Source organism: Escherichia sp. E4385, from assembly GCF_963883145.1.
Taxonomy (GTDB): Bacteria; Pseudomonadota; Gammaproteobacteria; order Enterobacterales; family Enterobacteriaceae; genus Escherichia.
On record NZ_CAWOOJ010000017.1, the window covers coordinates 74,697 to 89,118 of the forward strand.

Consider the following 14,422-nt stretch of genomic DNA (forward strand, 5'->3'; position numbering starts at 1 on the left):
AAACGGCCATAACGGCTCATTCATCCATCTTATCACAAGTCTGATAACGAACCTTTAACTGGCCTGCAAAGCGTTGATTTCGGATTTATCTGCCAGTCTTTTCAATAGCATATTGAGTAATACGCCATACATTGGCAGGAAAAAAACGATGCTGATTAACACTTTGAAACAGTAATCAACCAGCGCGATTTCCATCCAGTGTTCGGCCATAAAGGCATCCGGACTACGCCAGAAAGCAATGAAGAAGAAGGCCAATGTGTCACTGACGTTACCGAACAGTGTGGACGCCGTCGGTGCCAGCCACCAGCGGCGATTCTGGCGCAGGCGGTTAAATACATGCACGTCGAGGATCTGCCCCAGTGCGTAGGCCATAAAACTGGCGGCAGCGATACGGGCGACAAACAGGTTGAAGTGGGCGAGAGCGCCGAATCCCTGCCATGAACCCATATAGAACAGCGACGAGATGACATAGGAGATCAATAACGCCGGGATCATCACCGCAAAGATGATACGACGGGCCAGCGGTGCGCCAAAAATACGCACGGTCAGGTCGGTAGCAAGGAAAATAAACGGAAAGCTAAACGCGCCCCAGGTGGTATGAAAACCAAAAATGGAGACAGGAAGCTGAACCAGATAGTTACTGGAGGTGATCACCAGCAGATGAAATAACGATAACCAGAACAACGCCTTATAGCGTTGAGTTTGTGAGGAAACGTTCATATTGTACCTTTTTGATTAGCCATTGGGGTGAGGGAACCCAATACGTACGACACGTCTGTTACCTTAACATAATAACGTGCTTACCCTTTTTTCGAGCCGCCGCATGATACTGCTTTACGTTGACAATGCAATGGTTAATTTTCACGCAATCGTTAACCTGGTTTGCTAACGGACATACAGAGCGTAAACTAGCGCCGTTTTTTTATGTGATGAGAAGAAAATGACCGATCTCTTTTCCAGCCCTGACCACACACTCGACGCGCTTGGCCTGCGCTGCCCGGAACCGGTGATGATGGTGCGCAAAACCGTGCGCAATATGCAGCCTGGCGAAACGTTACTGATTATCGCCGACGATCCGGCGACGACCCGAGATATTCCTGGGTTTTGTACCTTTATGGAACACGAACTGGTTGCTAAAGAGACGGATGGCTTGCCTTATCGTTATTTGATTCGTAAAGGCGGTTGATAGGGGCTGATTGGCTTCGATGCCGCCTTTTCCTCTCACCCTAACCTTCTCCCCAGAGGGGCGAGGGGACCGAACGTGCTCAATGTTGCGGCTTGCAACCGGTTTGCAGGACGGATAAAGCGTTCAAGCTGCATCTGCGATACGGTGCGCAATGCCTGATGCGACGCTGCCGTGTCTTATCATGCCTACGAGTTCGATGCTCTGTGTAGGCCAGATAAGGCGTTCACGCCGCGTCCGGCACGCAAGTGTAATGGAATGCACAAATGGATTATTTAATTCCAGTTTGTCTGGGATTGCTGGGATTGCTGGCGATGTTCGCCCCCAATTGGCTGATGCCTGTTTTTATCATCATGGGGGGATGGCTGGGGGTACTTGCCTGTGGTTGGCTCTGGTTAATGATTTTTTTACCTTTACTTAGCGGTGTCGGGCTTGCTTATGCCCTGTGGTTGATGTTCAAAAGGCCATCATTAGCATCCCGTCTGGTTGCTGCATTCAGTGTTATCTCCGTCATTCTGATGTTAGCGCTATATTACGCTTTCCTGACCATGCTGCCGTTCCCGCCTCAGCACTAAGCCTGATAGCCAGAGGCTATCAGGCAACACCTTTATCTCCTGCGCAACAACCTTAACGCATTCGCCGTCACCAGCACCGTTGCCCCCGTATCTGCCAGCACCGCCAGCCACAGGCCGGTCATCCCTAACAGCGTCGTGACGAGGAAGATCCCTTTCAGCCCCAGCGCAATGGTGATGTTCTGGCGGATATTAGCGTGAGTGGCGCGCGCCAGTTCAATCATCTGCACCAGGCCGCGCAGGTGATTATGGGTTAATGCTGCGTCGGCGGTTTCCAGCGCCACGTCTGTGCCGCTACCCATTGCAATTCCGATGGCGGCAGCTTTCATTGCTGGCGCGTCGTTAATACCGTCACCGACCATTGCCAGCGGCGCATGTTGATTCAGCTCGGTCACCGCTTTGACTTTATCTTCCGGCAACAGGCCCGCTTTAAACTCCAGCCCCAGCTCCCCGGCGATTGCCGCCGCTGCGCGTGGATTATCGCCAGTGAGGATCACCCCTTTGACGCCCAGCGCGTTCAGTTCATTGATAGCAGTTGCGGCATCGGCGCGCAGGGTGTCCTGCAATGCAATGACACCAAGTACGTCATCGTTACGTACTACCAGCACTACCGTTTGCCCGGCGCTTTCCAGTTCGCTAATCAAACCAGCAAATGCTTCAGCGGGATGTTTCCCGGCAGCGCAAATCAATACGCGCTCACCGTTAACCTGCGCTTCAATGCCGGACCCGACCAGCGCCCGCTGTGACTCGGCGGCGGGAATAGCGAGTGCAGCGACCTGTGCTTCACGAACTATGGCTTGCGCAAGTGGATGCGTTGCGCCTTGCTCGACCGCCGCCGCCAGTGTCAGCAGTTCAGATTCGCTAATACCCGTTGCCGGATGGATGGCGGTAACGCGTGGTTTCCCGACGGTCAGCGTTCCGGTTTTATCAAACGCCACCTGGGTAACGCGACCTAGCTGTTCCAGCGCCGCGCCACCTTTAATCAATGCCCCACGACGTGCCGCCGCCGCCAGCCCGGAGGTAATCGCCGCGGGCGTGGAGATAACTAACGCACACGGGCAACCAATCAGTAGCAGCGTCAGCCCTTTATAAATCCACTCCTGCCAGCTTGCGGCAAACAGCAGCGGCGGAACCAGCGTTACCAACAGAGCGACGGCCATAATCGCGGGCGTATAGATACGGCTGAAACGGTCGATAAACCGCTCAATGGGCGCGCGGCGCTCTTCGGCTTCTTCGATCAGTTTCAGAATCCGGTCAATGGCGCTGGCACCCGGTTCTGACAGCACTTCCAGCGTTACCAGACGGTCTACGCTGGTGGCGCCTGCAGGAACTTTATCGCTCGTCGCGCGCTCCACAGGAATGGATTCGCCGGTCAGGGCGCTTTCATCAAAACTGGCAAACGGTGAGAGCAGTTTACCGTCGGCAGGCAAACGCCCACCTGCCGCAACTTCAATCACATCGCCAGGGCGCAGGCTATTGATCGCCACCTCTTCCCGCTCACCGTTACGCAGGCGCGTGGCGGTTTCTGGTTTCAGCGCCATTAACGCGCTGACCCCTTGACGCGCGCGGCTGGCGGCCCAGCCTTCCAGTCGTTCGCCAATCAAAAACAGCAGCAACACCATCGCAGCTTCAGCCGTTGCGCCAATAAACAGCGCACCAATGGCGGCTACGCTCATTAACGTTTCAATAGCAAAGTAACTGCCGGATTTGATCAGCCGTAATGCCTGACGAGCAATTGGGTACAGCCCAACCAGCGTGGTCGCGATAAACGCCAGTTGACCAAACGGATGATTGAACTGCTCCAGTCCCCAACTGATTGCCATCATCACGATAAGCGTAATCAGCGGCAGATTCTCTTTCAGGCGCGATGCTTGCGGTTCGTCGGCGGCCTGTTCATCGCGCAGGGAATAGCCTGCTTTTTGCACCGCAGATTCAACTTGTGCACGGATGTCATTGTCGGCATCAACCACCAGCTTCTCGGTGGCGAACAACACCTGCACCTGATTCACGCCTGCAAGCTGGCGCACGGCATTTTCTACCTTGCGCGCACAGGCGGCACAGTCCATGCCGCTGACTTTCCAGCTATAGCGGTTGCCGGAGACGTTTTCGGAGAGTGTTGGCGTACTGGAACATGCGCCGTCGCAGCAACAGTCGTTGGCGTTCTTTACCGGTGTTAGCGGTTTGAACGCAGCAAATTGGGGGGCTTTCTTGCCGAGATTGTCAGGAGTCGACATGGCATCCTCCGGTTAAGTTTTTTCTCATTAACCGAAGGATACACTCTGGAGTCGACTCCAGAGTCAAGTTTTATCAGAGATACAGCGAGCGGACGATGAGGAAGTGACCAGCAAAGTAGCAGGCGGCAGCAATGGCGTTATCGGCCCGGAAGCGTCGGCGATAGTGGCTACCCAGCCAGACAAAGTTGCTGATAAACAGTAACGAAGCGCCGACAAACGCAGAGAGCGCCGGAGCGGTCGGACGGAAGAACCACAGTTCACCTGCCAGCCACACCATCACCAGCGTCATACCGACAAAGGTACAAATGGGCCAACGTAACTCTTCCAGGCGTGTCCAGATAATGGCCAGCAACAGCGCGCCCAGTACCAGCAGCACCAGCGGCAATGGCCAGAAGAAAGAGAGCGTCATCTGGCTGGCGAAATAGATGGTGTACAGCAGGTGCGAGAGGAAAAATGCGCCAATGGCGTACATCAGACGCTGACGTGGCAATAGCGTTAGCGCATCGCCCAGCAGCGACGCACATAGCCCCGCCAGCACCAGATAGCTAATGGCGTCGAACATCGGCGCTTGCCAGGCCAGTAATAGCAGGAGAAGAAGAGTTAACGGCTTAAACACCCAGCGTTGCCAGGTTGAACCACGATAGGAGGCATCCACAGATAGCCATGCGGAAAGACAGACAGCGATAAACGACCAAAGCATCTTAGTTCCTTGAATTCGTTATTATTTAGTAAGCGGAATGCCTACAGTCTTGCTATTCAGTTTAGTGGCGAGGGCGGACAGATGACAACACCATAACGGGCAGGGTATGCTTATTTCCGCATTTTCCGATAAGGTACAAAGATGAGTAAACCACCTCTTTTCTTTATTGTTATCATTGGCTTAATTGTTGTCGCTGCATCGTTTCGCTTTATGCAGCAGCGGCGGGAAAAAGTTGATAATGATATGGCACCGCTCCAGCAAAAGCTGGTGGTGGTGAGTAACAAGCGGGAAAAACCAATTAACGATCGCCGTTCGCGCCAGCAGGAAGTGACTCCAGCTGGCACCAGTGTGCGCTATGAGGCAAGCTTCAAACCGCAAAGCGGTGGACTGGAGCAGACGTTCCGCCTCGACGCCCAGCAGTACCACGCCCTGACAGTGGGCGATAAAGGTACGCTGAGCTATAAAGGCACGCGTTTTGTCAGCTTTGTTGGCGAAGAATAAGGTTATTTTTTAACTTTAAATTTCTTCTGCCAGGCCAGCAGTTCAAACACGCCGAAAAGGAAAATACGCACCTTTTCGGCGGTGGTCATCTGCGGGCCATCTTTCGGCAAAGTGGATTTCAGTAATGCCAGTTGCAAACCATGCATCAGCACCATAAAAATCAGCGCCACGTTAACGAAAATATTCAGCGGTCGCGGAAATGGCTGAACAAGATTGAGGATTAAAAATCCCCATACGCAAAGCATTAACAAACGTCCAATATTAATCAGCATCACTTTCTCCTTGTGTTTCACGCTGATACAACCGATAAGCAACTTGACCCGCCACTTTTTCCCGATATAACGACCAGTTTGCCGGAACAGTAGGCAGGCCATTTTCTACTTCACTCTCGACATATATCCAGGCTTCGTCAGCCAGCCAGCCGTTATCTTCCAGTAAATTAATGGTTTCTTCCAACAAGCCACGGCGGAATGGCGGATCGACAAACACGATATTATGCGGTGTGCCTTTTTGCGCCAGGAATGACATTGCATTGCTGTTAACCACCCGCGCATTATCTGCTTTCAGGGTTGCCAGATTCTTGATTAATTGCTGATGCACCGCACGATCCATCTCAATCAGCGTGGCGCCCGCAGCGTAGCGAGACAAGGCTTCCAGCCCCAGCGCGCCGCTACCGGCGAAGCAATCCAGACATTGCGCATCGACGATAACCGGAGCCAGCCAGTTAAATAACGTTTCGCGCACGCGATCGGTGGTGGGGCGCAGGCCTGGGCTGTCCGGAACCGGGAGTTTACGGCCTCGCCACTGCCCGCCAATAATGCGGATTTGGCCGCTACCGGAATGATTCGGTTTTTTCATGATAAATTGCTCAATCCGCCAGATAACACATAATTGCAGGCGGTGATGTGTATTCAGTTAAGTGATAGACTATTTCATCATTTTTTTAGCTGCTATGTACATAGCGTTAACGCTGTGCCATGAAGCAACAGCGAGGAGTGTAGTCGCAGATGGCGAAAGAAAAAAAACGTGGCTTTTTTTCCTGGCTGGGCTTTGGTCAAAAAGAGCAGACCCCGGAAAAAGAGACAGAAGTCCAAAATGATCAATCGGTTGTAGAAGAAACTGTCCAGGCAGAAGAGCCTGCGAAGGTTGCTGAACAACCTGTTGAGGAGTTGCCGCAGTCCCATACTGAAGCCGAGGCGGAAACTTTTGCTGCCGAAGTGGTGGAAGTGACGGAACAGGTTGCCGAAAGCGAGAAAGTGCAGCCTGAAGCTGTTGTCGAAGCGGAAGCCAGTGCGCAGCCAGAACTCGTAGTGGAAGAATCGCCAGCACCGGTAGTTGAACCTGAAGTCACGCCGGAGCCAGTGGCTATCGAGCGTGAAGAGCTGCCGTTGCCGGAAGACGTCAACGCCGAAGAGGTTTCGCCAGAAGAATGGCAGGCAGAAGCGGAAACCGTGGAGATTGTCGAAGCGGCGCAAGAAGAAGCGGCTAAAGAAGAAATCACCGACGAAGAGCTGGAAGCACAGGCGCTGGCTGCCGAAGCGGCAGAAGAGGCGGTGATGGTGGTTCCTCCGGCAGAAGAAGAGCAGCCGGTGGAAGAAATTGCCCAGGAGCAAGAAAAACCGACCAAAGAAGGTTTCTTCGCGCGCCTGAAACGCAGCCTGTTAAAAACCAAAGAAAATCTCGGTTCCGGATTTATCAGCCTGTTCCGCGGTAAAAAAATCGACGATGATCTGTTTGAAGAGCTGGAAGAACAGCTTTTGATCGCCGATGTGGGCGTGGAAACGACGCGTAAAATTATCACCAATCTGACAGAAGGCGCATCCCGCAAGCAGCTTCGTGACGCCGAGGCGCTCTATGGCCTGCTGAAAGAAGAGATGGGCGAGATTCTGGCGAAAGTCGATGAACCACTGAACGTCGAAGGCAAAGCGCCGTTTGTGATCCTGATGGTCGGCGTCAATGGCGTGGGGAAAACCACGACGATTGGCAAGCTGGCGCGTCAGTTTGAACAGCAAGGTAAATCTGTCATGCTGGCGGCGGGCGATACTTTCCGTGCGGCAGCGGTTGAGCAGCTTCAGGTCTGGGGGCAGCGCAACAATATCCCGGTGATTGCCCAGCATACTGGTGCGGATTCCGCCTCTGTTATCTTCGACGCCATTCAGGCTGCGAAGGCGCGTAATGTTGACGTTCTGATTGCCGATACCGCCGGACGCTTGCAGAACAAATCGCACCTGATGGAAGAGCTGAAGAAAATCGTCCGCGTGATGAAGAAACTCGACGTTGAAGCCCCGCATGAAGTTATGCTGACTATCGATGCCAGCACCGGGCAGAATGCGGTAAGCCAGGCCAAATTGTTCCACGAAGCGGTTGGCTTAACCGGCATCACGTTAACGAAACTGGACGGCACGGCGAAAGGCGGGGTAATTTTCTCGGTGGCTGACCAGTTTGGTATTCCTATCCGCTATATTGGTGTCGGCGAACGTATTGAGGATTTGCGTCCGTTTAAGGCGGACGACTTTATAGAGGCACTTTTTGCCCGAGAGGATTAACAATGATTCGCTTTGAACATGTCAGCAAGGCTTATCTCGGTGGGAGACAGGCGCTGCAGGGCGTTACGTTTCATATGCAGCCGGGTGAGATGGCGTTTCTGACCGGTCATTCCGGTGCAGGGAAAAGTACCCTCCTGAAGCTGATCTGTGGGATTGAGCGGCCAAGCGCCGGGAAAATCTGGTTTAGCGGCCATGACATCACGCGTCTGAAAAACCGTGAAGTTCCGTTTCTGCGCCGCCAGATCGGCATGATTTTCCAGGATCACCATCTACTGATGGACCGTACTGTCTATGATAACGTGGCGATCCCGTTGATTATCGCCGGTGCCAGCGGTGACGATATTCGTCGCCGTGTATCGGCGGCGCTGGACAAAGTCGGGCTACTGGACAAAGCGAAAAACTTTCCAATACAGCTTTCTGGCGGTGAACAGCAGCGCGTTGGCATTGCCCGCGCGGTGGTGAACAAACCTGCGGTACTGCTGGCGGACGAACCGACCGGTAACCTGGATGATGCGCTGTCAGAAGGGATTTTACGTCTGTTTGAAGAGTTTAATCGCGTTGGGGTAACAGTATTGATGGCTACACACGACATCAACCTGATTTCACGACGTTCCTATCGCATGCTCACCCTGAGCGATGGTCACTTGCATGGAGGCGTGGGCCATGAATAAGCGCGATGCAATCAATCATATCCGGCAGTTTGGCGGGCGTCTTGATCGCTTCCGTAAATCGGCTGGCGGCTCTGGCGACGGTGGGCGTAACGCGCCGAAACGCGCGAAGTCCTCGCCAAAACCGGCAAATCGCAAAACCAACGTTTTCAACGAACAGGTGCGCTATGCGTTCCACGGCGCTTTGCAGGATCTGAAAAGCAAACCGTTCGCCACGTTTCTAACCGTGATGGTCATCGCCATCTCCCTGACGCTGCCAAGCGTCTGTTATATGGTGTACAAAAACGTTAACCAGGCGGCGACGCAGTATTATCCGTCACCACAAATCACCGTTTATCTACAAAAAACACTGGATGATGACGCCGCAGCAGGCGTAGTGGCGCAGCTACAGGCCGAGCAGGGCGTGGAGAAAGTGAACTATCTTTCTCGTGAAGACGCACTGGGCGAGTTCCGTAACTGGTCTGGCTTTGGTGGTGCGCTGGATATGCTGGAAGAAAACCCGCTTCCGGCAGTAGCGGTGGTGATCCCGAAACTCGATTTTCAGGGGACGGAGTCACTGAATACGCTGCGCGATCGAATCACTCAGATTAACGGCATTGACGAAGTGCGGATGGATGACAGCTGGTTTGCCCGTCTGGCGGCGTTGACCGGGCTGGTGGGGCGCGTTTCGGCGATGATCGGCGTATTGATGGTGGCGGCTGTGTTCCTCGTCATCGGCAACAGCGTACGTCTGAGCATATTTGCTCGCCGTGACTCCATCAACGTGCAGAAACTGATTGGTGCGACAGATGGTTTCATCCTTCGCCCGTTCCTGTACGGCGGTGCGCTGCTGGGATTTTCTGGCGCATTGTTGTCATTAATTTTGTCAGAAATTCTGGTACTGCGTTTGTCGTCAGCGGTGGCGGAAGTGGCGCAGGTTTTCGGAACGAAGTTTGATATCAATGGCTTATCTTTCGATGAATGTCTGCTTTTGCTGCTGGTGTGTTCGATGATTGGCTGGGTGGCAGCCTGGCTTGCCACGGTACAACATTTACGCCATTTTACGCCTGAATAATAAAAGCGTGTTATACTCTTTCCCTGCAATGGGTTCCGTAGCAGGGAAAGAGACCCCGTTGTCTCTTCCCGGTATTTCATCTCTATGTCACATTTTGTGCGTAATTTATTCACAGCGTTGCATTGAACTTGTGGATAAAATCACGGTCTGATAAAACAGTGAATGATAACCTCATTGCTCTTAAGCTCTGGCACAGTTGTTGCTACCACTGAGGCGCCAGAAGATATCGATTGAGAGGATTTGAATGACTGACAAAATGCAAAGTTTAGCTTTAGCCCCTGTTGGCAACCTGGATTCCTACATCCGGGCAGCTAACGCGTGGCCGATGTTGTCGGCTGACGAGGAGCGGGCGCTGGCTGAAAAGCTGCATTACCATGGCGATCTGGAAGCAGCTAAAACGCTGATCCTGTCTCACCTGCGGTTTGTTGTTCATATTGCTCGTAATTATGCGGGCTATGGCCTGCCACAGGCGGATTTGATTCAGGAAGGTAACATCGGCCTGATGAAAGCAGTGCGCCGTTTTAACCCGGAAGTGGGTGTGCGCCTGGTCTCCTTCGCCGTTCACTGGATCAAAGCAGAGATCCACGAATACGTTCTGCGTAACTGGCGTATCGTCAAAGTTGCGACCACCAAAGCGCAACGCAAACTGTTCTTCAACCTGCGTAAAACCAAGCAGCGTCTGGGCTGGTTTAACCAGGATGAAGTCGAAATGGTGGCCCGTGAACTGGGCGTAACCAGCAAAGACGTGCGTGAGATGGAGTCGCGTATGGCGGCACAGGACATGACCTTTGACCTGTCTTCCGACGACGATTCCGATAGCCAGCCGATGGCTCCGGTGCTCTATCTGCAGGATAAATCATCCAACTTTGCCGACGGCATTGAAGATGATAACTGGGAAGAGCAGGCGGCAAACCGCCTGACCGATGCGATGCAAGGTCTGGACGAGCGTAGCCAGGACATCATCCGCGCGCGCTGGCTGGACGAAGACAACAAGTCCACGTTGCAGGAACTGGCTGACCGTTACGGTGTTTCCGCTGAGCGTGTGCGTCAGCTGGAAAAGAACGCGATGAAAAAACTGCGCGCTGCTATTGAAGCGTAACTGCACAACGCGTTAAGCAGTATCCTATAACCCCTGGATGCGAGTCCAGGGGGAATCTTATGTCATTGCGTTAATCATGTTTGGGGATAATTGTAAATTGGAGAAGAAAAAAATCCGGTCTTAATGAAATTTGTTAGTAGCGACCTGATTTTGTTTCGCTTACAGATTTTATACGCTTTGCTGACATCAATATCTCTGCCAAAGCCATAGAGATAAACCATCGCATGTGCCCACGGATTATTCGCTATGTCCAACATGCTTACAATTGTTTTATCTGGGTAACCTGAGTTCGCGATAATTTTATACCATCGAGTTAGTTCTGTTTCATTCTCGAGATTCACAACAGTATCTAATATGTTATAAGCGAAATTATCAACGATCATCCCATTTTTTTGAGCCTTTGAATAATATTTTAATGCTAAATCATCCCGATGATTTGTATCGCCAAATAATTGGTTGTCACCCCAGTAGAAAAAACTTGCTAAAATATAGTTAGCAAAATAATTTCCATTATCTGCCCACTCTTCTATTTGTGCTATGGCTTGAGAAAACGCCTTCGGCTCTTCTGCAATGAGATTCCTTATCGCTTCATCGGTGATCCCGCATGAAACGCGCAATGCGCCATTAATAATGGCAAATGGGCTTCGCTGGTCAAAACTCTGCCGGAGGAACTGATAACCAAGTTGACTATTCTCATACTTTTCACCTACGCTGACATTGGGAATATATTGCTCTCCGAAATATGTGCGTGACAGAAAATAGATTGCATTAGCATCCCCATTTTGAGATTCCTTCTTAAGTATCTTGACCGCCTTTATGTATCTCTGCTCATAATCTTTGTCACTATAATTACCGGAACTATAAAGCAGAGTTATAGCTTTTTTTAGGTTATCTGATAATTCCATTTAATATTATCCTCATGGGTGGGGAATTTTAAAAATTGTACACGAGAATTTTTTGGTTGAATATCTTAATGAGGTTTTTATTTAGGTGCATGCTGAAATTAAAATAGCCTATTTGCCAGTATGTCGAATTCTTTAATGTTGAAGGCTTCTTTTACCGAGAGTCGGCTCCTCCTCAGGATGACTGATAAATCAGCACATTTTTGTCATTATTACATTACATTTTTATCAAATTTCTCGTTTCAAAATCCGAAAAATGGGGTATGTTTTTAGCAGACTATGCTGTCATGACACCACAAGCATCGGTCATTGCCACTATCATATGCTTATTTTATAGATAAAAGCAGAATAACGTGTCACACAACAACATCACAACAAATACAATCACCATAACAATGGGGAACCTCAGGATGAATATAAAGGGTAAAGCGTTACTGGCAGGATGTATCGCGCTGGCATTCAGCAATATGGCTCTGGCGGAAGATATTAAAGTTGCGGTCGTGGGCGCGATGTCTGGTCCGGTGGCCCAGTACGGTGACCAAGAGTTTACTGGCGCAGAGCAGGCGGTAGCGGATATCAACGCCAAAGGCGGCGTTAAAGGCAACAAACTGCAAATCGTAAAATATGACGATGCCTGTGACCCGAAACAGGCGGTCGCGGTGGCGAACAAAGTCGTTAACGACGGCATTAAATACGTGATTGGTCACCTCTGTTCTTCATCAACGCAGCCAGCGTCTGACATCTACGAAGACGAAGGCATTTTAATGATCACCCCAGCGGCAACCGCGCCAGAGCTGACCGCGCGCGGCTATAAGTTGATTATGCGCACCACCGGCCTGGACTCCGACCAGGGACCGACGGCGGCGAAATATATTCTTGAGAAAGTGAAACCGCAGCGTATTGCTATCGTCCACGACAAACAACAGTACGGCGAAGGTCTGGCGCGTGCGGTGCAGGACGGCCTGAAGAAAGGCAATGCTAACGTGGTGTTCTTTGATGGCATCACCGCTGGGGAAAAAGATTTCTCGACGCTGGTGGCGCGTCTGAAGAAAGAGAATATCGACTTCGTTTACTACGGCGGTTACCACCCGGAAATGGGGCAAATCCTGCGTCAGGCACGCGCGGCAGGGCTGAAAACTCAGTTTATGGGGCCGGAAGGTGTGGCTAACGTTTCGCTGTCTAACATTGCGGGCGAGTCAGCGGAAGGGCTGCTGGTGACCAAGCCGAAGAACTACGATCAGGTTCCGGCGAACAAACCAATTGTTGATGCGATCAAAGCAAAAAAACAGGATCCAAGCGGTGCGTTTGTCTGGACCACCTACGCCGCGCTGCAATCTTTGCAGGCGGGCCTGAATCAGTCTGACGATCCGGCGGAGATCGCCAAATACCTGAAAGCGAATTCGGTTGATACCGTGATGGGACCGCTGACGTGGGATGAGAAAGGCGATCTGAAAGGCTTTGAGTTCGGCGTATTTGACTGGCACGCCAACGGCACGGCGACTGATGCGAAGTAACAGATAGATAAATGAAAATGCCCGATGCGCTTAACGGCTATCGGGTTTTTTTGTGTTTGTCGAAATGGTTGTAGAAAGATTAAACAATCTAGGATATGCTTATTGTACGGTGATGTGCCGTACATATTATACGGAGCAGGAGAGTTCACATGTCTGCTGTTAAAAAGCAGCGTATCGATCTGCGTTTAACTGACGATGATAAAAGTATGATTGAGGAAGCGGCAGCGATATCTAATCAGTCCGTCAGCCAATTTATGTTGAACAGCGCTTCACAGCGGGCTGCGGAAGTGATTGAACAGCATCGGCGGATGATCCTCAATGAGGAATCCTGGACGCGGGTGATGGATGCGCTGAGTAATCCCCCGTCACCAGGTGAAAAGCTAAAACGCGCGGCAAAACGTCTTCAGGGAATGTAATAATTTATGGATGATCTGACGATAGAGATTCTGACCGATGATGCAGATTATGATCTACAGCGATTCGACTGCGGCGAGGAAGCGTTAAATCTCTTTCTGACGACACATCTGGTTCGTCAACATCGCAATAAAATTCTGCGAGCGTATATCCTTTGTCGCAACACTCCAGAACGTCAGGTGCTGGGATATTACACATTATCCGGCAGTTGTTTTGAACGAACCGCATTGCCCTCGAAATCGAAACAGAAAAAAATTCCCTACAAAAATATTCCCAGCGTCACTCTTGGGCGTCTGGCAATTGATCGTTCATTACAGGGGCAGGGATGGGGAGCAACATTGGTTGCTCATGCCATGAAAGTCGTCTGGTCAGCCTCTTTAGCGGTAGGTATTCACGGTCTTTTTGTCGAGGCGCTGAATGAAAAAGCCCATACGTTTTATCAGTCGCTGGGCTTTATCCCGCTGGTCGGAGAAAACGAAAATGCGTTATTTTTCCCAACCAAATCCATTGAACTGCTTTTTACACAGAGCGATTAACGCTTCTCCCAGCCGCCCTGTTGTGCCGTAAACCCCAATGCCTGCATAAACGCTGTCATCACGCTGCGGTCTTCCACGCCAGCATCCGCCATCCACCAGCCTGAAACGCCAGGATTGTTACGCAAAACCTCTTCCAGCAGATATTGCCCTACACCGCGACGCCGGGTGACTTCCCGCACGCGCAGGGAATCCAGTGCTCCCTCGGTGCCGCTTAAGGTTACCCGCACGGCCGCGAGCAGACGCTCGTTAAAACGCGCGGCGTAGATACGGTGGTTATCGTCAATCTGTAAAGAGGAAGGGGAATACTCCGGCCAGATCTTTTGCAGGTCAATCCGGTCCTGGTCGCTAAAGTTTTCTAATCGAATGATGGTCAGCTTCATGGGTAACCCGTGTAAATCACAAAAGTGGAACCAGTGTAGCGAAATAATTTAATCGGAGGCTTTCTCTTTTTTATTTCTTTTGGCAGGTGATTAATTTTTTTTCAGCAATAATTACAAAT

Annotated in this window: 17 protein-coding genes; 10 read left to right on the top strand and 7 right to left on the bottom strand. The window is 51.3% G+C overall.

Annotated elements, in window-relative coordinates; all coding sequences use genetic code 11:
- Window positions 1–54 precede the first annotated feature (54 nt).
- Complete coding sequence (locus AACS80_RS17460) at window positions 55–720, bottom strand: 7-cyano-7-deazaguanine/7-aminomethyl-7-deazaguanine transporter (RefSeq protein WP_130209094.1); 666 nt, start codon at window positions 718–720, stop codon at window positions 55–57.
- Window positions 721–940: 220 nt separating this feature from the next.
- Here AACS80_RS17460 and tusA point away from each other — a divergent pair, with 220 nt between their 5' ends.
- Window positions 941–1,186: a sulfurtransferase TusA gene (gene tusA / locus AACS80_RS17465; RefSeq protein ID WP_000130621.1), complete on the top strand. Its 246-nt coding sequence runs from the start codon at window positions 941–943 to the stop codon at window positions 1,184–1,186.
- A gap of 263 nt (window positions 1,187–1,449) precedes the next feature.
- Window positions 1,450–1,758 carry a hypothetical protein gene (locus tag AACS80_RS17470; protein WP_130209092.1) on the top strand — a complete coding sequence of 103 codons (309 nt, stop codon included), beginning with the start codon at window positions 1,450–1,452 and terminating at the stop codon, window positions 1,756–1,758.
- Window positions 1,759–1,790: 32 nt separating this feature from the next.
- Here AACS80_RS17470 and zntA read toward each other — a convergent pair whose 3' ends face one another.
- On the bottom strand, window positions 1,791–3,989 hold the full coding sequence (zntA, locus tag AACS80_RS17475; protein ID WP_135410752.1) for a Zn(II)/Cd(II)/Pb(II) translocating P-type ATPase ZntA: 2,199 nt from the start codon (window positions 3,987–3,989) through the stop codon (window positions 1,791–1,793).
- Window positions 3,990–4,062: 73 nt separating this feature from the next.
- The gene (locus AACS80_RS17480) at window positions 4,063–4,689 is read right to left on the bottom strand and encodes a lysoplasmalogenase (RefSeq protein WP_064527705.1); all 627 of its coding nucleotides are present in this window, start codon (window positions 4,687–4,689) and stop codon (window positions 4,063–4,065) included.
- 141 nt (window positions 4,690–4,830) lie between these two features.
- On the opposite strand from AACS80_RS17480, the gene AACS80_RS17485 reads away from it, so the two are divergent.
- Window positions 4,831–5,190: a DUF2500 domain-containing protein gene (locus AACS80_RS17485; protein WP_135410753.1), complete on the top strand. Its 360-nt coding sequence runs from the start codon at window positions 4,831–4,833 to the stop codon at window positions 5,188–5,190.
- A 2-nt stretch (window positions 5,191–5,192) separates the two neighbouring features.
- Here AACS80_RS17485 and AACS80_RS17490 read toward each other — a convergent pair whose 3' ends face one another.
- Together AACS80_RS17490 and rsmD are read right to left on the bottom strand one after the other, a co-directional pair.
- A complete protein-coding gene (locus tag AACS80_RS17490) occupies window positions 5,193–5,462 on the bottom strand; it encodes a DUF1145 family protein (protein ID WP_135493071.1) in 270 nt (89 codons plus the stop codon).
- The gene (rsmD, locus tag AACS80_RS17495) at window positions 5,452–6,048 is read right to left on the bottom strand and encodes a 16S rRNA (guanine(966)-N(2))-methyltransferase (RefSeq protein ID WP_130209084.1); all 597 of its coding nucleotides are present in this window, start codon (window positions 6,046–6,048) and stop codon (window positions 5,452–5,454) included. The genes AACS80_RS17490 and rsmD overlap by 11 nt, the downstream gene beginning before the upstream one ends.
- A 149-nt stretch (window positions 6,049–6,197) precedes the next feature.
- Between rsmD and ftsY the strand changes: the two genes are divergently transcribed.
- The 4 genes from ftsY (at window position 6,198) to rpoH (ending at window position 10,557) form a co-directional block, all read left to right on the top strand.
- Window positions 6,198–7,736, top strand: coding sequence for a signal recognition particle-docking protein FtsY (gene ftsY / locus AACS80_RS17500; RefSeq protein WP_138183892.1), 1,539 nt, complete (start codon window positions 6,198–6,200; stop codon window positions 7,734–7,736).
- 2 nt (window positions 7,737–7,738) lie between these two features.
- Window positions 7,739–8,407, top strand: a complete 669-nt coding sequence (gene ftsE / locus AACS80_RS17505) for a cell division ATP-binding protein FtsE (protein WP_000617723.1) — start codon at window positions 7,739–7,741, stop codon at window positions 8,405–8,407.
- Complete coding sequence (ftsX, locus tag AACS80_RS17510; protein ID WP_130209080.1) at window positions 8,400–9,458, top strand: permease-like cell division protein FtsX; 1,059 nt, start codon at window positions 8,400–8,402, stop codon at window positions 9,456–9,458. The genes ftsE and ftsX overlap by 8 nt, the downstream gene beginning before the upstream one ends.
- 244 nt (window positions 9,459–9,702) lie before the next feature.
- Entirely contained in the window at window positions 9,703–10,557 is an 855-nt protein-coding gene (gene rpoH, locus AACS80_RS17515; RefSeq protein ID WP_000130217.1) for an RNA polymerase sigma factor RpoH, read from the top strand.
- A 74-nt stretch (window positions 10,558–10,631) separates the two neighbouring features.
- On the opposite strand, the gene AACS80_RS17520 is transcribed toward rpoH, so the two are convergent.
- Window positions 10,632–11,462 carry a hypothetical protein gene (locus AACS80_RS17520; RefSeq protein ID WP_138183893.1) on the bottom strand — a complete coding sequence of 277 codons (831 nt, stop codon included), beginning with the start codon at window positions 11,460–11,462 and terminating at the stop codon, window positions 10,632–10,634.
- A 407-nt stretch (window positions 11,463–11,869) separates the two neighbouring features.
- Between AACS80_RS17520 and livJ the strand changes: the two genes are divergently transcribed.
- The 3 genes from livJ (at window position 11,870) to ataT (ending at window position 13,923) form a co-directional block, all read left to right on the top strand.
- Entirely contained in the window at window positions 11,870–12,973 is a 1,104-nt protein-coding gene (livJ, locus tag AACS80_RS17525) for a branched chain amino acid ABC transporter substrate-binding protein LivJ (protein WP_130209078.1), read from the top strand.
- Between the two features lie 149 nt (window positions 12,974–13,122).
- Window positions 13,123–13,389 carry a type II toxin-antitoxin system antitoxin AtaR gene (ataR, locus tag AACS80_RS17530; protein ID WP_001277106.1) on the top strand — a complete coding sequence of 89 codons (267 nt, stop codon included), beginning with the start codon at window positions 13,123–13,125 and terminating at the stop codon, window positions 13,387–13,389.
- Window positions 13,390–13,395: 6 nt separating this feature from the next.
- Window positions 13,396–13,923 carry a type II toxin-antitoxin system toxin acetyltransferase AtaT gene (gene ataT / locus AACS80_RS17535; protein WP_130221353.1) on the top strand — a complete coding sequence of 176 codons (528 nt, stop codon included), beginning with the start codon at window positions 13,396–13,398 and terminating at the stop codon, window positions 13,921–13,923.
- On the opposite strand, the gene panM is transcribed toward ataT, so the two are convergent.
- Entirely contained in the window at window positions 13,920–14,303 is a 384-nt protein-coding gene (gene panM / locus AACS80_RS17540) for an aspartate 1-decarboxylase autocleavage activator PanM (protein WP_135410755.1), read from the bottom strand. The two genes, ataT and panM, sit on opposite strands and share 4 nt — an antisense overlap.
- Window positions 14,304–14,422: the final 119 nt, after the last annotated feature.